This window comes from Ruoffia tabacinasalis, from assembly GCF_005864045.1.
GTDB lineage: Bacteria > Bacillota > Bacilli > Lactobacillales > Aerococcaceae > Ruoffia > Ruoffia tabacinasalis.
Map to the genome: position 1 here is coordinate 1 of NZ_VBSP01000014.1, position 24,219 is coordinate 24,219.

A 24,219-nucleotide genomic window follows, 5' to 3' on the forward strand; every position below is an offset into this window, starting at 1 on the left:
AGATTTGTTATCAAGCACTCGTAGGTGCTTTCACTTAGCTTGAGTCTAACCACTCGGAAACGTATTTCGTAATAATCCTTACTGCCTCGTTTTAAAAAATCAAACTTAGACGTGGTTGATAGGAACCGAAAAGATGGATCGTCTTTAATCGCTTTGGTTCGGGAGTAGGTCAACTTTAAAGAAACAATTGTATCGAATTCATCCGTATCTGGCACATCGGATTTGCGCAAAAATCCTTTGCGATTGACATCTTTACATCGAATGACGTATTTGTGTTGAAGGCGCTGAAGATGTTCAAACAGATTAAAGGAAGGATAGCCTCGATCACCTATAAAGATAACGGGCTGTGTCGGTTTTATCTTTTGGGCCATTTGGCAGAGACTTGAACGTTCATCTGTTTGACGTTTGTTCTGAAAATCCACATCAAGAAACTGTTTATTTAAGAGGTCATATAAAAAATTGACATGAATCACGTTGTAGCCATTGGCATTCCCACGTTTAAAGTGATTATCATGGGCTTTTACGTTCTGTGGTAAGGGCAAATCAGACCCATCATGGGCAAGCAATTGATAGCCTTTAAACCGTTTGGCTTTATCAAAAGATTGATTAAATAGGTCAAACACTGCTTTGAAAGCACTGGGTTTTAATTTTGCACGTGCTTGAACAAAAGCTGAAGCGGTGGGAGTTTCGACATGGTAGTTCCATTGTTCAAGTAATTCGCTGTTAAGGCTTTGAGCGCCGAATTTAATAATCGATTCAATAACAACCGACATGGGCAGTTTGCGTTTCCGAGTAAAATCAGCGGAAGGATAATAGACATGTTCTTCCCGATTTTGACAAACGGATTGAATCGCTGACTGTAGATATTGATACGTTATTTTTTGATAGTTATTCACATTAATTCCTCCTAAAAAATCTCTAATCAAGTGAGATTTTTTAGGTGTTTTTTGGGTTGTCAAGTATTTACGCTTAATTTTCAGGTCTTTTTTGAATAAGATTTGATAAAAAATGGCAGAAAAAAAGCCTATCGATTAATTCGACAGACTTTTTCTTAACTTAATGACATTGGTATATATATTGCTTTACCCATGCCAAATCGCTCTAAAGTTGCTATGCAAACTGCGATTGAAGATTTGAGAGAAAACTTACCTAAGGAAGCTTTAAAGTCCTTTACCTCAGATCGAGGAAAAGAATTTGCTTGTTATCCTGAGGTCGAAGCAGCAGGGATTGATTTTTATTTTGCCGATGCTTATAGTGCTTGGCAAAGAGGAACCAATGAGAACTCTAACGGTTTACTGCGTGATTTTTTTCCTAAGAAAACAGACCTCGCTAGAGTGATTTACCAAGAACTCAATCAAGCTTTGTGGTTAATGAATAATCGTCCTAGGAAATGCTTAGATTACCAAACACCCTTGGAAGTATTTTTACACGAACTCTTATTAATTGAGTAAATAAAAAATTGTCGCAATACTTATTGCAATTCAACATATTAAAAAGCTTGGATTACAAATGATAAGCCGTTTAGCGTGAAGTAAATCCCAACTAAATAAGCAACTGTCAGAATTGATGCGATTGGATTAAAGATTAATATGATTCCAATGATGATACTTATAATAGATAAAAACACAATTAACCAGAAATTTCTTTTACTATATTTTCTAATCGTTCTTGCTGATATCAAGGCAATGACTGAATCAATGATAAACCACACCGCAAATACGATTGGTAAAGCAATAAAACCGGCAGTGACGTTAAAGAATAAGAATACACCAATAATAATATCGATGATACCAATCACAATCATCCAATTATTCGTCATCCCTGTGTATTCTTTTAAGCGATTACGAATTATAATTTGCGCAATCCCCTTAAATGCTATCGCAAAAGCAAATAAATATATGACAAAACTGGCACTTCCAAGTGGGTTGTTAAATGCAAGTATCCCTAAAATAATATAAATAATTCCAACAATAAGTGACCACCAATTAAATCCATTCTCAGTTTTTGACAATGAAACCACCTCTTTCATTATAAATTATATAATTATTTTAACGTGAGATTTTTATAATATCAATTTATATACTTGATAAACCTGCACTTAAAAAGTAATAACTTCACCTTCTCAATTGAGCATTCTGACCTCCTCAGTTATAATAAATATATAAACGAGAGGGGAATTATTTATATGTCACAAATTTATTTTGCAAGCCCATTATTTAGTGAAATGGAATTAAATTATAACGCTCAATTAGTTAAACAAATTAGAGAAAAATATACAGAAAGCACTGTGTTCTTACCTCAAGAACAAGGTGATATTAATGATAAACAAAGTTATGCAGATTCAATGATGATTGCTAAAGCTGATACAGAGGCTGTGTTAAAAAGTGATTTAGTTGTTGCGATACTAGACGGGTTAGTCATTGACCCAGGTGTTGCTTCAGAAATTGGTGTTGCTTATCAAGCAGGAATACCTGTCATTGGCCTTCATTCTGACCAACGTCACCAGGGTGCGGATAACCAAGAAAAATTAGATGCACTGCAAGATGTTGCCGAATCTCAGTTTCCTTATGTTAATCTGTATACAGTTGGATTAATAAAATTAAACGGAGAAATCGTCAATACATCCCAAAAATTAATCGAACGTATTTCAAATTACTTATAAATGAAAGGAGCCTTTTATGTATAAAGAAGTTATCGGGGTTATCGATATTGGTTCCAACACGATTCGACTTGTGATATTCGGGTTGGATGAGCAATACAACTATATCGAAATCCAAAATATTAAAACACCTGCTCGTCTTTCGCAGTATCTAATTACAGATAAGGATGGTAAAAATCCTCAAATGGCTCAAGACGGTATTGATAAATTAATTGAAACTTTAATTAGTTTTAAAGCCGTAGCTGAATCGTTTAATGTGGCTCAAATCCTTCCTATGGCTACCGCAGCTGTGCGCCAATCTGTTAATAAAGCAAGTATCCTTGAACAAGTAAAAGAAGCCACTGGTTTGGATATTAATCTTGTTTCTGAAGAAGAGGAAGCGAGTTACGGTCAGTACGCTATCACTCATTCGACAGTCGTTAATGATGCGATTACGATCGATATTGGTGGTGGAAGTTGTGAGATTACTTATTACGAAGATAAAAACATGGTTCAATACCACAGTTTTCCTTTTGGGGCTGTGAGTTTAAGCAAGCAATTCTTCCAAGATAAAGACCACAATGATCCTAATGCCATCGAAGCAGTTCAAGAATATGTCCGCAAGCAGTTTAAACAGTTTGATTGGATAAAAAAAGCGAAACTACCTATTGTAGCAATTGGTGGGTCAGCCCGTAACATTGCTAATGTTCATCAACGTTTAGTTGATTATCAAATGGCCGGCGTTCACGGCTACTCTATGGATGAAGATGACATTGAAGAAACACTTAATTTATTTATATCAACGGATATTGATGATATGACTGACATTGAAGGTCTTAGTGCCGATCGTAGAGATTTGATTATTCCTGCTAATATTGTTTTTCTAGAACTTTTTAAAGTGGTTAAAGCCAAAACATTCCAACTGTCATCACAAGGTTTACGGGAAGGTATTATTCTCAAATACATTAATCAAACCTACAATTCTCCATTAGATAACCAACTGATTCGCGTCCGTTCGATTCGTCAAGTTGTCCGTGATTTTCCTATTAATACAGTCGGTTCTCAAATCATCGTCGACATTATTATTAGCTTATATCAACAACTTTGTATTCTCGGCTTATTGACGTACAGTTACGAAACTCAGGAAGAAATAGAGTTTGCAGCTTATATTTACCGTTTTGGTGGTTTTATTAGTCCAGAAGCTGATTCTCAGCATACATTCTATCTGCTTTCAAACATGAATTTAATGGGTTTTTCACATCCAAAACGATTACGACTTGCATTACTAGCAAGTTACCGTAACCGATCACTATTTAAGCAATATTTAACAAACTATGAGAATTGGTTAACAGATGATGAGATTAGTGACTTAGAAGTTTTAGGTGGCGTCTTAAAATTTAGTTCTGCTTTAAATGACTCAAAAACTGGTCCGATAGAAGATTTAAAACTATATCGCACTAAAGATAACAATTATAAACTTGACATCTATCACTCTGCTCCAGTGATTGCAGAAAAATACCGGAGTATGCGCCATGCCAAGCATTTTGAAAGAGCATTAGATGGAGATTTAGAAATCGAATTCATTCAAAAATAATTAGTCAATAATGGGAAAGGAGTATTTTGTGAATAAACAAACGAAAGATAATAAAATGGTGGATAGCGTCGTGAATCATGATTCTTCAAATCAAACGAATACATCAGAGACAACGATTAACTTAGATAATCCTAATTACTACTTTAACCGAGAATTAAGTTGGTTAGATTTTAATCGTCGTTGTATTGATGAAGCCTTTGATAAAGAGAATCCTTTACTTGAGCAATTAAAATTCTTAGCTATAGGCTCTTCAAACTTAGATGAGTTTGTCATGGTCCGCGTGGCTGGAGTTTATGATCAATTTTTAGCTGGAGTAAAAGTCGCTGAAAACAAAACTCAAATGACTCCTAAAGACTTATTACAAGGTATTAGTGAGAAGAACCACGATAATGTGGATATACAATATAAACGCTATAACGAAATAATTCCCAATTTGAACGCCTTGAATTATTCAATTAAAGGAATGAATGAATTAAATGAAGAAGAATTGGCTCAAGCAGAAAGATATTTTACAGACTTGATTCTTCCAACTTTATCACCATTGGGAGTCGATGCATATAAACCCTTCCCACACTTATCCAATAAGAGTTTGAATATTCTTGTTCAACTTGAAAAGAAAAAGGAAGAACTTACTGCAATCGTTCCTATTCCTTCATTATTAGATCGCTATACAACGCTTGAAGTGGGTCAGAAACGTACAATTATATTAACAGAAGATATTATCGTTCATTTCATCAGCGCTTTATTTGCTGGTTACACAATTAAGTACACTTACCCATTCCGTATTACGCGAAATGCAGACTTCGACATCATTGAAGACAGTGCCGCAGACTTACTCGCACTGATTGAAGATTATGTTAAAAGTAGAAAAAAAGGAATGGCTGTCCGTTTAGAAATCGATACACGTGGTGTAAAAACTTATAATTCAGAGCTTCATGCATTTTTACAAAATGTTCTTGAATTAGCTGACCAAGATATCTACTTGGTTGATGGTCCGCTTGATCTTACTTATCTGTTCTCACTTGTTGACCAAATTGGTGAGGAACACCCTGAGCAGTTATATAAACCATTTACACCGCATTTAAATCCAAAACATTTAGGTGAGAGCTTATTCGATGAGGCTGATAAAAAAGATATCTTCTTTAATCACCCATTCGACTCCTTCAAGCCGGTAATATCCTTTGTGGAACAAGCGGCAGAAGATGAGAATACGATTGCAATAAAACAAACGCTTTATCGTGTATCAAAAAATTCCCCCATTATTTCTGCTTTGAAAAAAGCCGCTGAGAATGGTAAAGAAGTGACTGTTTTTGGTTGAATTAAAAGCACGATTCGATGAACAAAATAACGTTTATTGGGCTCGTGAATTAGAAGAAGCTGGTTGTCACGTTCTATATGGTGTGAGCGAGTTGAAGACACATAGTAAAATCACGCTAATTATTCGTAAAGACGACAATAAGATTAAGAGATATATTCATCTAGGCACTGGAAATTATAATGACAAAACAGCAAAAACTTATACAGATATGGGAGTCATCTCTTCTCACGATGAATTAGCTAGTGATGCATCTAGTTTCTTTAACTACTTAAGTGGATATACAGAAAGACCGACTTATAAGCATCTTCACGTCTCTCCCTTTGAGATTCGTGATTCCTTAATTGATTACATTAATGAAGAGATTGATTATCAAAAACAATATGGCAATGGGCGTATTATTGCGAAAATGAATTCATTAACTGATAAACCTTTGATTCAAAAATTATATGAAGCAAGTCAAGCTGGTGTGAAAGTCGACTTAATCGTTCGAGGTATTTGTTGTTTGCGTCCAGGTATACCAGGTATTTCAGATAATATCCACGTACGCAGTATCGTTGGGCGATTCCTAGAACATAGTCGTGTTTATCACTTTAACCGTAATGGCAAAAAACACCTATTCCTATCTTCTGCAGATATGATGACACGTAATATGACAAAACGTGTTGAAATTGAGTTTCCAATTTTAGATCAAGATATCGAAGCGGAAGTACTTGATATTCTTGAATTGCAATTAGCAGATACAATGAAAGCGCGCGTCTTGCAATATGACGGAGACTATGTTCGTCCAGATCGAACTGCCACTCATTTAAATTCTCAAAATGAATTAATGAAACGTGCGAATGCTGCTACTGAAGCGATTCAGACAATGACAATTGAAAGTAAGAAAAAAGAGTATTGGTTTACACGTATTTTACGTCGCTTTAATAACTAATTTTCTTAAACGAAAAGTGTTGGTGAGAGTTATTTCGCTGGCACTTTTTTCTGTGTAAATAAAGCTTGATTAGGCTGAGTATAAGCTATTTTAAAGTGTTTAAAATAAATTCCGATAATAATCAAAGCTTTTTTTGAATTTTTGTATATTTATGGTTTATTTATTAAGTTTTTGTGTTAATATATCTGGTGGTGCCAAAAAGTATTAAGGGCACGAATGAGTATTCCAATGGGAGGAAAAAGAATGATAAATGTATCTAACGTCAGTTTACAATTCCCAGATCGTAAGCTTTTTGATGAAGTAAATATTACGTTTACGCCTGGAAACTGCTACGGAGTTATCGGTGCGAATGGGGCTGGAAAATCAACATTTCTTAAAATTTTATCTGGTGACGTTACACCAACTACCGGAAACGTTAGTATGGACCCAGAAGAACGTCTGGCTGTATTAAGCCAAAACCATTATGGCTTCGAAGACCATACGGTGATTGAAACTGTCATGATGGGTTATAAAGAATTATACGAAACAATGAAAGAAAAAGATGCTATATATATGAAGCCAGACTTCACAGATGAAGATGGTATTCGAGCAGGTGAATTAGAAGGACTATTCGCAGAAATGGGCGGATGGGAAGCTGAATCTGAAGCGAGTGATATGCTTCAAGGTTTAGGTATCGATACAAGCATGCATAATCAATTAATGCGTGAATTAAATGAAGCGGATAAAATCAAAGTTTTACTTGCTCAAGCATTATTCGGTAAACCAGATAACTTATTACTGGACGAGCCGACTAACGGTTTAGACGCGCAAGCCATTGACTGGTTGAGTGATTTCATTATGGACTTCCCTAACACAGTGATTGTTGTTTCCCATGACCGTCACTTCTTAAATACAGTTTGTACACACATGGCGGATGTAGACTTTGGTAAGATTAAACTATTCGTAGGTAACTATGATTTCTGGTTACAATCAAGCCAACTAGCTGCAAGAATGCAAGCTGACCAAAACGCGAAAAAAGAAGAGAAAATTAAAGAATTACAAGACTTTATCGCTCGTTTCTCTGCGAACGCATCTAAGTCTAAACAAGCGACATCACGTAAAAAAATGTTAGATAAAATCACTTTAGATGATATCCAACCTTCTTCACGTCGCTATCCATTTGTTGGCTTCTCACCCGAGCGTGAAATTGGTAATGACTTATTACGCGTTGAAGGTGTTTCAAAAACCATTGATGGAGAAAAAGTATTAGACAACATTACTTTTACACTTAGCCGTGAAGATAAAGTTGCCTTTTCAAGTCGTAACGACAACGCAACAACTGCCCTATTTGAAATTCTTATGGGGAACATGGAACCAGATACCGGAACAGTTGAATGGGGAGTAACAACTTCTCAAACTTACTTACCACGTAACTCTGGTGATGAATTTGATGGTGTTGAATTAACTATTGTCGATTGGTTAAGACAATACGCTTCAAAAGAAGAACAAGACAATACTTTCTTACGCAGTTTCTTAGGAAGAATGTTATTTAGTGGTGAAGATGTTATGAAACCAGTGAATGTATTATCTGGTGGTGAAAAAGTCCGTTGCCTACTTTCTAAGATGATGCTTTCTAAAGCAAACGTATTAGTCTTAGATCAACCGACAAATCACTTAGACTTAGAGTCAATCACTGCATTAAACGAAGGTTTAATTAAATTTAAAGGTGCCATTTTAATGGCTTCACATGACTTTGAAGTATTAAATACAACATGTAACCGAGTGATTGAAGTCACTTCAAACGGTTCATTTGATCGTATTAACTCTACATATGAAGAATATGTTAATGATCAAGATGTACAAAATCGTCTGGAAGCTTTATACAACGCCTAAAACAGATTAAAAGGAGACTTAATTAATATAATGGAAGTTTTTGATTTCGAAGATGTTCAAATGATCCCTAATAAAAGTATCGTACAAAGTCGTTCTGAGTGTGATACATCTATCAAGTTTGGTCCACGTGAATTTAAAATTCCGGTAGTACCTGCAAATATGCAAACAGTCATGAATGAAGAACTTGCAGTTTGGTTCGCTGAGAATGATTACTTTTATATTATGCACCGTTTTGACGAAGAAGGACGTATTCCATTCGTTAAAATGATGCACGAAAAAGGACTCTTCGCTTCAATAAGTGTTGGTATCAAAGACTATGAATATGACTTTGTTCGTCAACTTGCTGAAGAAAAAATTGTTCCTGAGTATATCACAATTGATGTTGCTCACGGTCATTCAGAATATGTTATCGATATGATTCGTTTTGTTAAAGAATACTTACCTGAGACTTTCCTAATTGCTGGTAATGTGGGTACACCTGAAGCTGTTCGTGAATTAGAAAACGCTGGTGCAGACGCTACTAAAGTCGGCGTTGGACCAGGTCGTGTATGTATTACTAAGTTAAAAACTGGTTTTGGTACAGGTGGATGGCAATTAGCTGCTGTTCGTGCTTGTGCGAAAGCTGCAACAAAACCAATTATTGCTGATGGTGGTATCCGTCACAATGGTGATATTGCTAAAGCTGTACGCTTCGGTGCTTCAATGGTAATGATTGGATCATTATTTGCAGCCCACGAAGAAAGCCCAGGTAAATCACGCGAAATCGATGGTAAAATGTACAAAGAATACTTCGGTAGTGCATCTGAACATCAAAAAGGTGAGCACAAAAACGTTGAAGGAAAAATCGAAATGATCCGTGCACGTGGAAAATTAATTGATACATTAGTAGAAATGCAACAAGACTTACAATCAGCCATCTCTTATGCAGGTGGTAACAAATTGGAAGCCATTCGTCACGTTGATTATGTTTTAGTTCGTAATACAATTTATAATGGTGACAGATAATTTCTTCGCCCTATAAACAAAAAAGGATGTTAGATGAGTTTCAAGACTCATTTAACATCCTTTTTGTATTAACTTATAACAGCAACAAAATTACCGTATTTATCAATATGTATATCACTGTAAAAGTGATGATTATTTTTACATACATGTGTCGTTAAACTATAAATAATTAATAAAGCCCTAAAGACATGATAAGCACTCGTTACAACCGAAAATTTGAGCTTTTGCGACGTCATCTTAGCATATGAACTAAGATGTCCTCTTCTGTATTCGTCGCCTGATTCTCTAGGATAATCGCCTCTTTGGGCACTCCTTATAACTTAATCGCTTTATTTACTCGACTGGCTAATAATGACGTGCCCCGGCTACCCCCGCCCCTAGAACCACTTGATAATCAAGATTCATATTGATAAAGTGCATTAAATTCAGCATTATAGTTATCAATTAAAGATTGATAATTAAGAGAGAGAAAACAATCCACCTACTTTTAATTTTTACTGCTACTTTATATACCTCATTATTTTAATATAAATATGCATTTTATATTAAAAATTCGTTCTTGACCCACTGACTCTCAAACTTGTCAACATCGCATTCTAAGTGTATACTTTTATCTTAATTACACTCACCAATTTATTATTTAACAATTTAAGAAACTATGGTTATAATAATATAAGATAAACTAAGAAAGAGAAGTGAAGTTAATGGGACGTAAATGGATGAATATCAGAGAAAAGAAAGCGAAACAAGACCAAGACACTTCCCGTGTCTATGCGAAATTTGGTATTGAAATCTATGCAGCAGCAAAATCAGGTGAACCTGATCCCGATTTAAACCAAAAACTAAAATTTGCGATTGAACGTGCAAAGACTTATGATGTACCTAAACATATTATCGATCGCGCTGTAGATAAAGCAAAAGGGTCAGATGATGAGCAATTCCAAGAATTACGTTACGAAGGCTTCGGTCCAAGTGGTTCAATGGTTATCGTAGATGCCTTAACGAATAATGTAAATCGTACTGCTGGAAATGTCCGCTCTTTATATGGTAAAAACGGCGGTAACATGGGTGTCAGTGGTTCAGTTAGTTATTTATTTGATAACACAGCTGTATTTGTAATTGCTAATCAAGATGCTGAAGAAATAATGATGGCTTTACTCGAAGCTGATGTTGACGTCCGTGACGTTCAACAAGAAGATGACCAAGTCGTTGTTTATGGTGAACCAACAGATTTCAGCCATATTAAAGACGCACTTGAAGCATTTGGAATTGATAAGTTCGAAGTTGCTGAATTAGAAATGCTTCCTAAATCAGAAGTATCACTTGGGGAAGATGATTTAGCTCAGTTTGAAAAACTCATTGATGCACTTGAAGATGACGAGGATGTTCAGAAGGTTTATCATAACGTAGATCTATAAGATAACTTTAATTAGAGAAGGAGATATTATGCCACTACCTGACTTTTCACTTATTCGAAGCAATGGTGATCCCTATCGATTGAATGATTACAATAATCACGTTTTATTGATTGTGAATACTGCCACACAATGTGTTCTCAATTCCCAATTCGAAGAGCTAGAAGCACTTTACCAAGAATTCAAAGAACAAGATTTTACCGTCATTGGCTTCCCGAGCAATCAATTTAAACAAGAAGATCAAACCAATAATTCTATGGCAGAAAGTTGTGAGATTAATTTTGGTGTGACGTTTCCATTGAATGAATTAGTGAATGTCAATGGAAAGAACGCTGAGCCTGTGTTCCAATGGTTAAAACAAGAAAAAGGCGGCTTACTTAACAATGATATTAAATGGAATTTCACAATTTTTTTAATTGACCGTCAAGGTAAGGTAGTAAAAAGATATCCACCAACAACTAAACCTATAAGTTTCAAAAAAGATATTCAAGAACTGTTATAAATATTTAAAAGGCCGTCTCAAACCTCTTCGTTTGGAACGGCCTTTCTCTATATCTTAATTTGGTTTTTTTGTTACTGATTTAACTTCATAACCACGCTTTTCAATAGCTTGAACTAAATTATCCACTCTATCTGTATTCACACTGATGACAATTCGAATTGAATTCTCAAGATGATAGTAAACAATCATATGAGTTAGGTTATTATCTGACTCAACTAAGGCATCACCAATTTCTTCAATCACACCTTCACGGTCTTTGTCTAACTCAACAACTATAGTCGTCCCAGGTTCGCGCGTTCCTGATATATCCACGAATGCATTAAAGATATCTTTGTCTGTAATGACTCCGACTAATCTTTCGTTCTCTAAGACAACTAAGACACCTAAATTATTCTCAGACATAATTGTTGCTGCATGGTCTAATAGTGTATCTGGATTCACCGAGAATAACTTTGTAGCCATAATATCTTCTGCAGTTGTTTTCTCTAATAAGTAGTTAATTTCGTTACGACTTAAACTGGTCGCGTTCGATGGTAAGTTACGATTAATTAAATCTTTCGTTACTAACCCAACGAGCTTATCATTTTTTAAAACTGGCAGACGATTAATATCATGTTTACGTAATAAATCTTGAGCCTCAGTCACAGAAGTCTGAGGTGTAATCGTAATTAATTCTGCTGTCATATAATCTTTTACGTACATTTTTATCCTCCTAAATATGCTTTTTGAACTTCATCACTTGCTAATAACTCTTCACCAGATCCAGATAAAACAACTTTACCAGTCTCTAACACGTAGCCTCGTGTAGCTATCTGCAATGCCATTTTAGCATTTTGTTCAATTAAAAGCACGGTTGTTCCCTGTTTTTGGATGGATTCAATGATACTAAAAATTTCTTTAATGAAAATGGGTGCAAGTCCCATCGATGGCTCATCGAGTAATAATAATCTAGGTTTAGACATTAAAGCACGACCCATGGCTAACATCTGTTGCTCTCCACCAGATAAAGTTGAAGCGTCTTGTTTCAGACGTTCACTTAATACTGGGAATCGTTTATAAACGTTTTGTAAGTCTTGTTCGATTTGATCTTTATCCTTACGTAAAAACGCACCTAATTCTAAATTTTCTTTAACACTTAAGCCTTTAAATACGTGACGGCCTTCGGGTACTTGAGAAATTCCAGCTTCAACAATCTTTTTAGGTGAATATTTCTCTAAGTTTTTACCTTCGTATTCAACCGATCCGCCAGAAGCTTTAACTAAACCAGAAATTGTTCTAAGAATCGTCGATTTCCCTGCTCCGTTTGCTCCGATTAATGTTACAATTTCACCTTCATTTACTTCAAAGCTTACGTTACGAACCGCGTTAATCATTCCATAGTTTACTTGGAGATTATTTACTTTTAACATTAACTATCCCCTCCTAAGTATGCACGAACAACATCTTCGTTTGATTGAATCTCTTTCGGTGTACCTTCAGCAATCAAACGCCCATATTCCAACACATAAATTCTTTGACATATATCCATAACGAGTGACATATCATGTTCAATTAACACAATCGTCAAGTTAAATTGCTCACGAATTTGTGCAATTAATGATGTTAGATCAGCTGTTTCATTCGGATTCATTCCGGCTGCTGGCTCATCTAAGAATAAGATTTTTGGTTTTGTTGCTAGCGCACGTACAATTTCTAAGCGTCTTTGTTGCCCGTAAGCTAAATTTCTCGCTTTATCATTGGCATGTTTAGCCAAATCAAAAATTGACAATAATTCAAACGCTTCTTCACGCATATTTTTTTCTGTTTCATAATAAGCGGATGTTCTAAAGATACTTGAGAACATTGAATTCCCATCTTCTCGATGCATCGCAACTTGAACATTTTCAAGTACGGTCATATCTGGGAATAAACGGATGTTTTGGAATGTTCTCGCTAAGCCCATTCCGTTAATTTTATCTGGTCGCTTACCATTTAGTTCTTTCATTTCGTCATCAACTTTTAATTTAATTGTTCCTTCTGTTGGTTTATATACGCCAGTTAAAAGGTTGAAGAATGTTGTCTTCCCTGCTCCGTTAGGGCCAATTAATCCAACTAATTCACCCTCGTTCAACTCTAAGGAAACATTTGATACGGCTGCTAATCCACCGAAGTTTTTTGTTAATTTATCGACTTCTAATAGACTCATGAAACTGCCTCCTTATCTTTACTTCCAAATAATCTGTCCACGATACTACCAAATTTGAATTCCCAAGTTCCTAATAACCCTCCTGGGCGGAAAATCATAATTAGCACTAAGGCAACGGCATAAATAACCATACGCAATTGACCATAGTCTTGAAGGAATAAGTTAAGTAATCCTAATAATATCGCAGCAATGAAAGTACCAGTGTAACTACCAATACCACCAAATACGACAATGATTAATACATCAATTGAACGGTTAAATGTATAATCACTTGGCGTTACGATACCAATGAATGTCGCTTGAAGTGACCCACCAACAGCTGCCGTCATTGCTCCAATAACAAAAGCCATAACTTTATATTTAGTAACACTCACTCCCATGGCCTCAGCAGCAATTTCGTTTTGATTGATTGCTAAAGTGGCACGTCCACTACTACTATATGTATAACATACAATAATCGTTACAATGATAATTAAGAAGATATAAACTAACTCCCAAGTTGTTACTAATGGAATACCACTGATACCTGCTGGACCATTTGTAATATCACGTAAATTATTAATTAGAACACGGATAATCTCACTAACACCAAGTGTTGCGATAGCTAAGTAATCACCCTTCAGTCTTAAAGTAGGGACACCAACTAATAATGCCACGATCATTGCAATGACCATTCCGACTGCAATCCCAACAAATAAACCTAATGTACTATTGTCCATTTCTTTTGTAAAGATGGCAGCTGAATAAGCTCCAATAGCAATAAAACCGGCATGTCCTAATGAGAATTGACCGGCGACTCCTAAGATAAGGTTTAAACCTGCTGCATAAATAACGTTCAACATAATTGTCATCAATGTAATTCGGTAGAATGGATTAATAACGCCTGTTGAAGTTAGAAAGTAGATTGCCGCAAAACCAAAGAGCGCTAGCGCTAACCATGATATACTTCGTAAATGTATTCTTTGCATGTTCTCACCTAAACTTTCTCTTTAACATTCTTACCAAACAACCCTGAAGGAAGTACCAGTAAGATAACAATTAATAATCCATAAACTACGGCATCTTTATACATTGATCCACCCATGAAAGTAACAATTGTTTCTAGAATACCAATGACATATCCACCAACCATTGCTCCAGGAATTGACCCAACGCCTCCAACAACGGCAGCTACGAAGGCTTTTAGACCTAAAGCTGTACCCATACCTGGAGAGATTGAATTATAATAAACACCAACTAGGACACCGGCAATACCTGCAAGTCCTGAACCTAAGGCGAATGTAAAGGAAATAACGCGGTTCACATCAATCCCCATTAATTGTGACGCTTCTGAGTCTACGGCAACAGCTCGCATTGCTTTCCCCATTTTTGAACGTTGAACAATTATATACAGTAAGATCATTAAGATCACTGTAATAGCAAATACTAAAATTTGTTTAGAGTTAATTACAATATTACCTATACGATAGATTGAAGTCTCAAGTGGTGACGGAAAAGCTCTAACTTCCGGACCTAAGAAATAAATCATAGTATTCTGTAGAAAATAAGACACACCAATAGCTGTAATCAAAGAAGCTACTCGAGTTGAATTACGTAAAGGCTTATATGCAACACGTTCAATGACGACTCCTAAAATTGCACAAAATATCATAGCAATTAACATTGCTAAGAATAAGTTCATCTCTAAAACTGTGACTAAGTAATACCCTACAAAGGCACCCATCATAAATAAATCGGCATGTGCAAAGTTAATTAATTTAATCGTACCATATACCATTGTATAACCTAAGGCCATCAATGCGTATATACTACCTAAAGCAACACCATTTACTAGTTGCTGCAAAAATAGTTGCATAATAAAATTCCTTTCTTGTTAAAATTTAATAATTTATAAGAGTATAATATAGACTTTCTAATTTTACAACCGGTTTTCTTAAATGAATTAACTTAATTCTAATAATTCCAATAAAAAAATCAAATGTAATCGTTTCATTACTCTCTCTCTACCCTTTTTACGCTACACTTATACAAATTATATATTTTATTGAATACTCCTCATCTAATTCTAATAAAAAGGCTGTAAGCTAATAACAAACATGTTAATAGCTTACAGTTTATGTCTTAAAACGTGTTGCTATTCACCCACATTAACAGCTTCTACGTTTGCAACTTCACCATTTGTTAATTGCAACATTAAAACTTCTTTAACTGGGTTATGATCTTCGTCAATTGAGAACGTACCCGTTAACCCATCAAATGTTTCCGTCGCTGCTAAAGCATCTGTAACTGCTTGACGATCAGCTGATCTAGCACGCCCAACAGCATCTAATAATAACATTGTCGCGTCATAACTTAACACTGCGAATTGATCCGCTTGTTTACCATATTCTTCTTCGAACTTTGTTAAAAAATCTTGTAAATCTTCGTCGTCACTTAAGGGAGAATAGTGAGCTGTGTAATAAACATCATTAACGTTACTTGCACCTGCTAAGTCAACTAAAGTTTGGTTACCTAAACCGTCCCCTCCGACAATCGGTTGTGTAATTCCTAATTCACGTGCTTGTTTAATTAATAAACCAACTTCTGTATAGTAACCAGGTACATAAAGTACATCAAACTCTTGAGATAGTAATGATGTTAACGATGCTGTAAAATCAGTATCGCCTGATTGGAATGACTCAGTTGTAACAACTTGTCCTCCTAAAGCTTCAAACTCTTCAGTAAATGCCTGCTCTAGCCCTGTCGCATAGTCCGTAGATTGGTCAACGAATAATGCTGCTGTTTGTGCACCTAATGTTTCAGTAACATAAGATGCTGCCGCACGGCCTTGGAATGCATCTTCAAATGCTACACGGAATAAATACTCAAACACATCTCCATTATCGTCTAATGTCATACCATTCCCCGTTGCTGCTGGTAAAATTGCTGGAACTGCTGCTTCTTGAATGACTGGAATTTGTGCGTTAGAGTCACCTGTTGTTGCTGGTCCTACAATTCCGACAACGTCTTCAGATGCTAATCGCTGAGCAACTGAAGCAGCTTCAGTTAAATCTGATGTATTATCATACTCTACGTATTCAACCTCACCACCTAATACTCCACCATTTTCATTTACTTCTTTAACTGCTAATTTTGCCGCCTCTGACATGGGTGTTCCGTAAGCCGCTGCATCTCCAGTTAATTCAAAGTTTCCACCGATTTTTACAGTATCTTGCGCTAATACTTGACCTGCTCCTAATAAACTCGACCCGACTGCTAATCCTGTTAATAAAGACAACGCTAATTTTCTTAATTTCATTTTGTACTCCTCCTCAGGAATAATTTTTCAACAAAAAACCTGACCTAGACAGATTATCTAGGTCAGGTTTCTTCGCTCACTTTGAAAAAGTGTATCAGATATTCCCACTCTAGAAATCAATCTATGTGGGCATCAAAATAACTAGCACCTCATAGATACAAACAATCGAAGCCGTGTTTGTACCTAAGTAACTTAGCTACAAACACTATCTAATGATAATGCTAATAATATTTTGAACGTTTAATACACTTTTCTTCATGTGAATCCCTCTTATCTTTTGTTGTTAAATTTATGATATACGATTTATGAGATTAAGTCAATAAGTATTTTAACTATAATCTCATTTTTTTATCATATAAAGAAAGTATTTGCTAAATTTTACTCATATAGTATACTTTATATTAATTGTTTCTTTAATAAACGGTTTTCGTATGTTTAAATAAGAATATTATTAAAATTTTAATTTAAGGGAGTTTGAAAATGAAATCACAAAAATTAGGGATTATCGGAGTCGGCCACGTAGGAGAGCATGTCTTAGCCTACGCAAGTTCTTCTGACTTATTCGGGGAAATCGTTGTTGTAGATAGTAGAGAAGAGCTAGCTTTTGGTGAAGCTTTAGACCAAGACCATGCTACTGGATTACTTTCTCGTCAAAATGTTAACATCCATTCATCAAATGATTATAATGATCTGAGCGATGCGGATGTTATCATTGTTTCAGCAACGCACGTTTATCCCAATGGTGAAGTACCAGCGGACCGTCAACAATTATTAACGAACAATGCTTCAATTATTCGTTCAATTATGAAAAGCATAAGCGAAGTAACGCAAGAAGCGATCATTATCTTTATTACGAACCCAGCTGATACTGTCATTTATATGGCTGCGAATGAATTTTCATATCCAAAAGAACGTATGATGAGTACAGGATGTATGTTAGACTCAGCAAGATTACGTTATATCATCGGTAAGCATTACGGCGTTGATCCTAAATCAGTGAGTGGATACATGATGGGTGAGCATGGTTACAGTGCAGTACCAATCTTAAGTCGCGTAAGTGTAGCTGGTATTCCTTATGACCAATTATCAGAGCATTTCCCTGATATTGAACCATTAACTGCTGACGAAGTTCAAGAAAAAGTTGTTCAAGCAGCTTATGAAGTATTTGATAACAAATTTAGAGTAACAAACGCAGCAGTGGCGCAGTCATCAATCGAATTAGCACGTTCAATTCTGTTAGATGAGCATTCAATTTATCCTGTAAGTACACCATTATTTGATGGTGAGTACAACACAGAACGCCCAGTAGCATTTAGTACTCCGACAGTAGTTACACGTCAAGGTTGGACTAAACGCTTCGAAGTATCATTAAATGAATGGGAAACTGAGAAATTAAATGCTTCAGCTGAAAGCATTCGTGCTTCGATCGATTTAGCAGAATCATTACTATAATCATTAACTATTCAAGCTGAGAGGTATTTACTTCTCAGCTTTTTTGTATTGATTTTTAAAATTTACAAGCAGAAGGTCTATGCCCTTCTGCTTGTAAATTATACTGATTATTCTGCTGATACGTTCTCAGCCGAAACAATTTCGCCTTCTTGTAGTTCTATCATAACCGCTGGTTTTACTGGGTTATGGTCTTCGTCAATCGCGAATGTCCCCGTTACTCCCGCAAATTCAGTTGTTTCAGCAATCGCATCTGTAATGGCTTGTGGATCTGTTGAACCACTACGTTCGATAGCATCAATAATTAACATAGCTGCATCATAACCAAGTGCGTTCCATGTTCCACCTTCTTTACCATACTTTTCTTCAAAAGCTGAAAGAAAATTCTGAACCGACTCTTCTTCACTTTCGTTTGAGAAGTGGTCAGTATAGTAGATGTCGTTCGCATTCTCAACTCCTGCAAGGTCTAATAAAACTTCACTTGAGAATCCGTCAGGTCCAATAATTGGTTGTTCAATTCCCATCTCACGGGCTTGTTTAATAATTAATCCTGCTTCAGTATAATAAGCTGGAATATAAATAACATCAAAGTCTTGTGTCAACGCTGTTGTTAGAATGGCAGAAAAGTCTGTGTCTCCAGCTGTAAATGAATCTTCATTAACAATTGTTCCACCACGACTTTCAAATTCAGAATTAAAGTTATCAGCTAATCCGCGAGAATAATCCGACGATTGATCGACAAATACGATTGCATTTGTTGCACTTAAATCTTCAGCAGCAAAAGTTGCACCGGCACTACCTTGATATGAGTTATTGAAACATACTCTAAAGAAATATTCTAATACATCTCCCGCTGAATCAAAAGTAATGTCATCATCGGTTGCTGATGGAGATACCATTGGAATGTTCGCCTCTGTGAAAATTGGCAGTTGCGCCTCTGTGTTCCCTGTTGTTGCCGGTCCGACCACTCCAACAACTCCTTCAGCTACTAACCTTTGAGCAACAGATGCAGACTCAGTCACGTTACTTTGATTATCATAACTCACAATTTCAATTTCTTGACCATCAAGTACTCCACCATTGGCATTCACTTCTTCAACAGCTAACTCTAAACCTTCCAACATTTGAGTCCCATAAGACGCAGCGTCCCCGGATAATTCATAGTTAGCACCAATTTTTACGGTATCTTGTGCTGAAGTTAAGACTGGTGATAGAAGTGCAGATGCTATGGTGACTCCTGTAATAATGTGTTTCCCGATTTGTTTAATTTTAATATTCATAATTTCCTCCAAATTTTATAAGTTAAATTTTTCCGGCAGGCCGAGTAATAATAGGCCTGCCACCATTAATCGACTGTCGTTATCTAATTGTAAGTTGCTTTCTGTATCTCCCATTATTATCCTCCTCTTCTTATAAAATCTGTATACTAAATTATATTCTATACAATAAAATGAGAAAAGACAACACTTTTCTCATTTTAAATTAATATTAAGTTATAATTTTGATGCTTATGACTCTGGTAACTCACTTAAATGCTCTTTAATATGATTAATAAAGTGCTTTAATACATCAATTCTGGCAAACTTCTTTTGATTAGTCGCAATAATATACCAGGGAGCATTAGCCGTATGGGTACGATCTAGCATCTCTTCATAAGCAGCAATATATTCATCCCACTGGCTTCGATTGCGCCAATCATCTTCGGTAATTTTATAATTCTTATCTGGTTCTTCTTGGCGATCTTCAAAACGCTCTTTTTGCTCATCTTCATCAATATACATAAAGAATTTCATCACAATACTTCCGTGATCTGTTAATACTTTTTCCGTATGATTAATCTCATCATAAGCGCGTTCCCATTCTGACTCTGAAGCAAACCCTTCGATTCGTTCAACGAGAACACGACCATACCAGCTTCGGTCAAAGATGGCCATGTCTCCATCTTTGGGGAATTTGGTCCAAAAACGCCATAAATAATGATAGCTGTTTTCTAAATCTGTCGGTGCTTTAATTCCATGAATCGTATAACTTCGAGGATCAATATGGCGCGTCAATCTTTGGATTGCTCCACCCTTACCAGCCGCATCTACCCCTTCAAAAGCAGTAATAATAGCTACATCTTTCGTATAACAATCATAAACTAAATCAGCAGCTTCCTTTTGTAAAATTTCTAATTCTTTGTCGTACTCTTTATCTGAGATTGTCTTAGATAAATCAAACTCATCTAACTGGGTATCTTCTATATAATATTTACGATCCGATTTATCTGCTCGCTCTCTTGCTAAAGTCACTCGTTCAATCCCTGATGTGATTTCTTCGAGCGTAATACCTAAAACAGTCTTAGCTGCTAACTTTCTGTCTTCTGCATTAATTATATTCCATGGACTTTCAGGCACATCTGTTTTCTTTAAGACTTTATCAAACCATTCTAAATATTCTTCATAGTTTTTGTTTTGTTTATAATCATTATCTGATAGTAAAAATTGACGGAATTTAGAATCTTCTAAAGCTTCTATATTTTTACTTTGGGTTTTTTCTTTAATATGTAAAAAGAATTTAATAACAATAGTGCCATCATCCAGAAGCATATGTTCTAAGTTTAATAATTCTTCAGTTCTTTGCTTTAATTTATCACTCGATCGTTCATCTTTGTTCATAACCTGTGAGTAAAAACTTTGATCAAATACGACGACTTCTTCGTGACTTGGTAGTTTTTGCCAAATACGCCACACGCTTGGATGTAGATAATCAACATCAGACCGACTGTCAAATAGTTCAACTTTGACATAACGCGGGTCTAATTCTCTTGTTAAATCATTAATAATGTCGCCCTTCCCTGAGCTCTCCCAACCATCCACTAGGATGAGCACAGGTATCTTTAATCTTTGGACGATTCTTTGTAACTTATCAATTTCTTCCCCTAGATTCGACCGTTTAAAATTGTCATAGCGATCATCAATATCATCGAAATCATATTTTTTTAACATACACTTTCCTCTTCCTTTCATGATACTTAGTCCAAAAAATTAAGTTGATTGTTACAAAAGTGCCAACTTTCCTACTTAAAACTCAATATCAAAATTAATTTCATAAACACTTTCCGAAAGAATACCATCATAGTCGTAACGACCGACTAACATACTTAGCTCTTCACTCACATCAATAATTCTACCGTTGATTTTCAAGATATTATTTTGTACCCGACCATCTTCCTGAGCTGTGAAGCTTCCCTGCTTACCATCGATGGTGCCTTGAAATTCAGCAAAACCACGAATTAATTCTGGAGTAACGTCGGCTTCTGATTGATGTGTTAGGTAATTAGCTTCAATCGTTCCCGTAATTTCCTTGCTTCTAATCTCATAACTCACATTCCAAACTGTGATAACTTTATCTTTATTATCAGTCAATACGTTTTGTTTAAAGTCCCTTTTCACTTTTCCAGTTGTTGACACTAACATGGCAATCATCCTTTCTTATTTCGTACATTTTAGCATTATTCCACATTTAGTTCTAATATACACACTCGTTGAAAAGAACTATTTTACTCGACGTGTAATCGATTGCATTTCCATACTCAATTATATACTTTTATGTAATCCTATTAAATTTTTAATTAAACATTGCCGAAAGTTAAGATATTCAGTATAATTTGAATGATATAAAATGAGAAAAAGGTGAGAATATGAATTATAAAAGTACCCGTAACTCGAAAAACATCGTAACACCCTCTCAAGCTATACTCCAAGGACTTGCTACCGATGGTGGTTTATACGTTCCAGAATCGTTCCCACGTTTTGACTTAGATTGGGAATTACTCAGTCAATATACCTATCAAGAAATGGCTCACTTTATTTTAAAACCATTTCTTTCCGACTTTTCTGATGAGCAGCTAAAACGCTGTATAGAATTGGCCTATGATAATAAATTTGATACAGAAGTGATTGCACCGATAGTAGGCATCGATGAGAAGCATTATCACCTGGAATTATTCCATGGATCAACGATTGCTTTTAAAGATATGGCCTTATCGATATTACCGCACTTAATGAAAACTTCTGCTGAGATTAATCATAATCACAATGATATTCTAATCTTAACGGCGACCTCTGGTGATACTGGTAAAGCAGCAATGGCTGGTTTCTCAGATGTTCCCGGAACTAAAATCATTGTCTTCTATCCTGAAGGTGGTGTAAGTTCTATTCAGGAGCAACAAATGCTTACGCAAACTGGAGATAATACACATGTTGTTTCCATTGTTGGAAACTTCGATGATGCTCAAACTGAAGTTAAAAACATATTTAATGATTCAGTTCTACGTGACGAACTTCAATTGTCTGACAGTCAATTTTCTTCAGCAAATTCTATGAATATCGGCCGTTTAGTCCCGCAAATTGTGTATTATTTTTATGCATACGCTCAACTTGTGAAGCAAGGTAAGATTGACGCAGGCAGTGAAATTGATTTTAGTGTACCTACGGGAAATTTTGGTAATATACTCGCTGGTTACTACGCTAAACGTTCGGGTCTACCGATTGGTAAACTACTGTGTGCTTCAAATGATAACAAAGTGCTTTATGACTTCTTCCAAGATGGTGAATATAATCGTCAACGTGACTTTATATTAACGATTTCTCCTTCAATGGATATTCTAGTTTCTAGTAATTTAGAACGTCTTGTCTATCATGCTGTAAATGAAGATAGTGAACGTCTAAGCGCCTTAATGGAACAATTAGATACAAAGGGTCACTATACATTAACAGACGAGGAACAGGGACATTTCTCAAGTTTCCTATCTGATTATGTGACAGAAGCCCAAACTAAAGAAGAAATTAATATTGTTTACAAAAAAACCGGCTATATTATGGATACCCACACGGCCGTGGCATCTAGAGCATGGCGTAATCTCAACCAAGAAGGCCTTTCAACGAATCCTGCTGTTATCGTTTCAACAGCCAGCCCCTACAAATTCCCCGAGGCTGTTTTAGTTGCGCTTGGTGTTGAAGCTGAAACATTAACGGATCAAGAATTATTAGATAAATTAAATGAATTATCAAATATCCCTTATCCACCAGCAATTGAAGGTTTACTTGAGGCAGAAAGGTTACACGATACTACTATAGAAGTTTCTGACATGCGCGAATTTGTCCGAAATATTGCTAGATAAGTAATCGAAGATACACAAAAGGCAGAAGTACTTAACTGTTCTTCTGCCTTTTCTTATATAATTATGCTTTTGCTTTTTCTTCCTTAACCCATGAGTCAATTTTGTTAATTTCTTCAACGATATATGCATGAAGCGTTGTATTTAACTCTTCAAAACCATCAATTTCTCTAATTGGTGTAAAATCATTGACTAACTCACTCATGAAGCTTTCTAGTAATCCATCCGAAAGTTCAATTGATTTATTGATAATTGTATGCAAGTTACCGATTAATTGGTAGCGACTTCCAATTAATTCACCGAAATCATTCGATTTATCACGCTCTTTAATTAATACAACGCGACCTAAATAATAATCGTAGAATGCGATATAAGTCTTACCATTAAAGTAATAGTTTAATAATACTTCACAATCATCTAGTGAAAATTCTTTCTTATGTTTTAAACTTAATGTATCATCCACAGTTTTGTTGATAGTTGCAAAGATTTCTTTCGCAACAGCTTCTTCATTGGTTAAATCAGATGCAATGTCTTCAATATTAAATAATGGTGTATTCCAAACTGATTCACGACGGCTAAAACGGAAGAAGTATTTATAATAATCGTGTAATAAGTAATTACGACGACGGATATTATAAACGATATATTTTTGGGCTGGATCTTCGATATAATCAGCGGCTAAACGGATTGCTTGGTTCTCAGTAATATATTGCATTAATTTCTCTCCTTAATTATACTAATAATTAGCTACTCATATGATACCATTTAATAAATATTAATTGAATGTTTAAATGGGTAAATTTATTTTTAATACTTTATAAACATACCACAAAAATCGAAATGAGGGTAAT

The 24,219-nt window shown here is 35.6% G+C and carries 22 protein-coding genes and 1 pseudogene; 11 read left to right on the forward strand and 12 right to left on the reverse strand.

Features of this window, described 5'->3' with window-relative positions; genetic code table 11:
• Positions 1-896: transposase (locus FEZ33_RS05210; protein ID WP_138404349.1), on the reverse strand; the 896-nt coding region annotated here is incomplete at its 3' end.
• 177 nt (positions 897-1,073) lie between these two features.
• Between FEZ33_RS05210 and FEZ33_RS05215 the strand changes: the two are divergent.
• Positions 1,074-1,451, forward strand: a pseudogene (locus FEZ33_RS05215) (IS30 family transposase); the annotation flags it as partial.
• 38 nt (positions 1,452-1,489) lie between these two features.
• Here the strand turns inward: FEZ33_RS05215 and FEZ33_RS05220 are convergent.
• Entirely contained in the window at positions 1,490-2,011 is a 522-nt protein-coding gene (locus tag FEZ33_RS05220; protein ID WP_171031291.1) for a DUF308 domain-containing protein, read from the reverse strand.
• 174 nt (positions 2,012-2,185) lie between these two features.
• Between FEZ33_RS05220 and FEZ33_RS05225 the strand changes: the two genes are divergently transcribed.
• The 8 genes from FEZ33_RS05225 to FEZ33_RS05255 all read left to right on the forward strand — a co-directional run bounded on the left by FEZ33_RS05225 (position 2,186) and on the right by FEZ33_RS05255 (position 11,275).
• A complete protein-coding gene (locus tag FEZ33_RS05225; RefSeq protein ID WP_138404352.1) occupies positions 2,186-2,662 on the forward strand; it encodes a nucleoside 2-deoxyribosyltransferase in 477 nt (158 codons plus the stop codon).
• A gap of 16 nt (positions 2,663-2,678) precedes the next feature.
• Positions 2,679-4,232 carry a Ppx/GppA family phosphatase gene (locus tag FEZ33_RS05230; protein WP_138404353.1) on the forward strand — a complete coding sequence of 518 codons (1,554 nt, stop codon included), beginning with the start codon at positions 2,679-2,681 and terminating at the stop codon, positions 4,230-4,232.
• Between the two features lie 28 nt (positions 4,233-4,260).
• Positions 4,261-5,550, forward strand: coding sequence for a polyphosphate kinase (locus FEZ33_RS05235; protein ID WP_268951502.1), 1,290 nt, complete (start codon positions 4,261-4,263; stop codon positions 5,548-5,550).
• Positions 5,543-6,481 carry a polyphosphate kinase gene (locus FEZ33_RS12710; RefSeq protein ID WP_268951503.1) on the forward strand — a complete coding sequence of 313 codons (939 nt, stop codon included), beginning with the start codon at positions 5,543-5,545 and terminating at the stop codon, positions 6,479-6,481. The genes FEZ33_RS05235 and FEZ33_RS12710 overlap by 8 nt, the downstream gene beginning before the upstream one ends.
• A gap of 243 nt (positions 6,482-6,724) precedes the next feature.
• Positions 6,725-8,353 (forward strand): ABC-F family ATP-binding cassette domain-containing protein, encoded by a 1,629-nt coding sequence (locus tag FEZ33_RS05240; protein WP_138404354.1) that lies wholly within the window; start codon positions 6,725-6,727, stop codon positions 8,351-8,353.
• 30 nt (positions 8,354-8,383) lie between these two features.
• Positions 8,384-9,358, forward strand: coding sequence for a GMP reductase (gene guaC, locus FEZ33_RS05245; protein ID WP_138404355.1), 975 nt, complete (start codon positions 8,384-8,386; stop codon positions 9,356-9,358).
• Between the two features lie 704 nt (positions 9,359-10,062).
• Positions 10,063-10,776, forward strand: coding sequence for a YebC/PmpR family DNA-binding transcriptional regulator (locus tag FEZ33_RS05250; RefSeq protein ID WP_138404356.1), 714 nt, complete (start codon positions 10,063-10,065; stop codon positions 10,774-10,776).
• A 28-nt stretch (positions 10,777-10,804) separates the two neighbouring features.
• Positions 10,805-11,275: a glutathione peroxidase gene (locus FEZ33_RS05255; protein ID WP_171031292.1), complete on the forward strand. Its 471-nt coding sequence runs from the start codon at positions 10,805-10,807 to the stop codon at positions 11,273-11,275.
• Positions 11,276-11,329: 54 nt separating this feature from the next.
• Here the strand turns inward: FEZ33_RS05255 and FEZ33_RS05260 are convergent, their stop codons facing one another.
• From FEZ33_RS05260 to FEZ33_RS05285, 6 genes are all read right to left on the reverse strand, one after another.
• Entirely contained in the window at positions 11,330-11,977 is a 648-nt protein-coding gene (locus FEZ33_RS05260; protein WP_138404358.1) for a CBS domain-containing protein, read from the reverse strand.
• 2 nt (positions 11,978-11,979) lie between these two features.
• Positions 11,980-12,684 carry an ABC transporter ATP-binding protein gene (locus FEZ33_RS05265; RefSeq protein WP_138404359.1) on the reverse strand — a complete coding sequence of 235 codons (705 nt, stop codon included), beginning with the start codon at positions 12,682-12,684 and terminating at the stop codon, positions 11,980-11,982.
• Complete coding sequence (locus FEZ33_RS05270; protein ID WP_138404360.1) at positions 12,684-13,460, reverse strand: ABC transporter ATP-binding protein; 777 nt, start codon at positions 13,458-13,460, stop codon at positions 12,684-12,686. Before FEZ33_RS05270 ends, FEZ33_RS05265 begins: the two co-directional genes overlap by 1 nt.
• A complete protein-coding gene (locus tag FEZ33_RS05275) occupies positions 13,457-14,428 on the reverse strand; it encodes a branched-chain amino acid ABC transporter permease (protein WP_138404361.1) in 972 nt (323 codons plus the stop codon). The genes FEZ33_RS05270 and FEZ33_RS05275 overlap by 4 nt, the downstream gene beginning before the upstream one ends.
• An 8-nt stretch (positions 14,429-14,436) precedes the next feature.
• Positions 14,437-15,315, reverse strand: coding sequence for a branched-chain amino acid ABC transporter permease (locus FEZ33_RS05280; RefSeq protein WP_138404362.1), 879 nt, complete (start codon positions 15,313-15,315; stop codon positions 14,437-14,439).
• A gap of 279 nt (positions 15,316-15,594) precedes the next feature.
• Positions 15,595-16,758: an ABC transporter substrate-binding protein gene (locus tag FEZ33_RS05285; protein ID WP_138404363.1), complete on the reverse strand. Its 1,164-nt coding sequence runs from the start codon at positions 16,756-16,758 to the stop codon at positions 15,595-15,597.
• A 480-nt stretch (positions 16,759-17,238) separates the two neighbouring features.
• On the opposite strand from FEZ33_RS05285, the gene FEZ33_RS05290 reads away from it, so the two are divergent.
• On the forward strand, positions 17,239-18,210 hold the full coding sequence (locus FEZ33_RS05290; RefSeq protein ID WP_138404364.1) for a lactate/malate family dehydrogenase: 972 nt from the start codon (positions 17,239-17,241) through the stop codon (positions 18,208-18,210).
• Positions 18,211-18,317: 107 nt separating this feature from the next.
• Here FEZ33_RS05290 and FEZ33_RS05295 read toward each other — a convergent pair whose 3' ends face one another.
• From FEZ33_RS05295 to FEZ33_RS05305, 3 genes are all read right to left on the reverse strand, one after another.
• Positions 18,318-19,487, reverse strand: a complete 1,170-nt coding sequence (locus FEZ33_RS05295) for an ABC transporter substrate-binding protein (RefSeq protein WP_138404365.1) — start codon at positions 19,485-19,487, stop codon at positions 18,318-18,320.
• Between the two features lie 228 nt (positions 19,488-19,715).
• Complete coding sequence (locus FEZ33_RS05300) at positions 19,716-21,194, reverse strand: hypothetical protein (RefSeq protein WP_171031293.1); 1,479 nt, start codon at positions 21,192-21,194, stop codon at positions 19,716-19,718.
• Positions 21,195-21,269: 75 nt separating this feature from the next.
• A complete protein-coding gene (locus FEZ33_RS05305; RefSeq protein WP_171031294.1) occupies positions 21,270-21,665 on the reverse strand; it encodes a DUF3224 domain-containing protein in 396 nt (131 codons plus the stop codon).
• 224 nt (positions 21,666-21,889) lie between these two features.
• On the opposite strand from FEZ33_RS05305, the gene thrC reads away from it, so the two are divergent.
• Positions 21,890-23,371, forward strand: coding sequence for a threonine synthase (gene thrC / locus FEZ33_RS05310; RefSeq protein ID WP_138404368.1), 1,482 nt, complete (start codon positions 21,890-21,892; stop codon positions 23,369-23,371).
• A 61-nt stretch (positions 23,372-23,432) separates the two neighbouring features.
• On the opposite strand, the gene FEZ33_RS05315 is transcribed toward thrC, so the two are convergent.
• On the reverse strand, positions 23,433-24,083 hold the full coding sequence (locus FEZ33_RS05315) for a hypothetical protein (protein ID WP_138404369.1): 651 nt from the start codon (positions 24,081-24,083) through the stop codon (positions 23,433-23,435).
• Between the last annotated feature and the right edge of the window lie 136 nt (positions 24,084-24,219).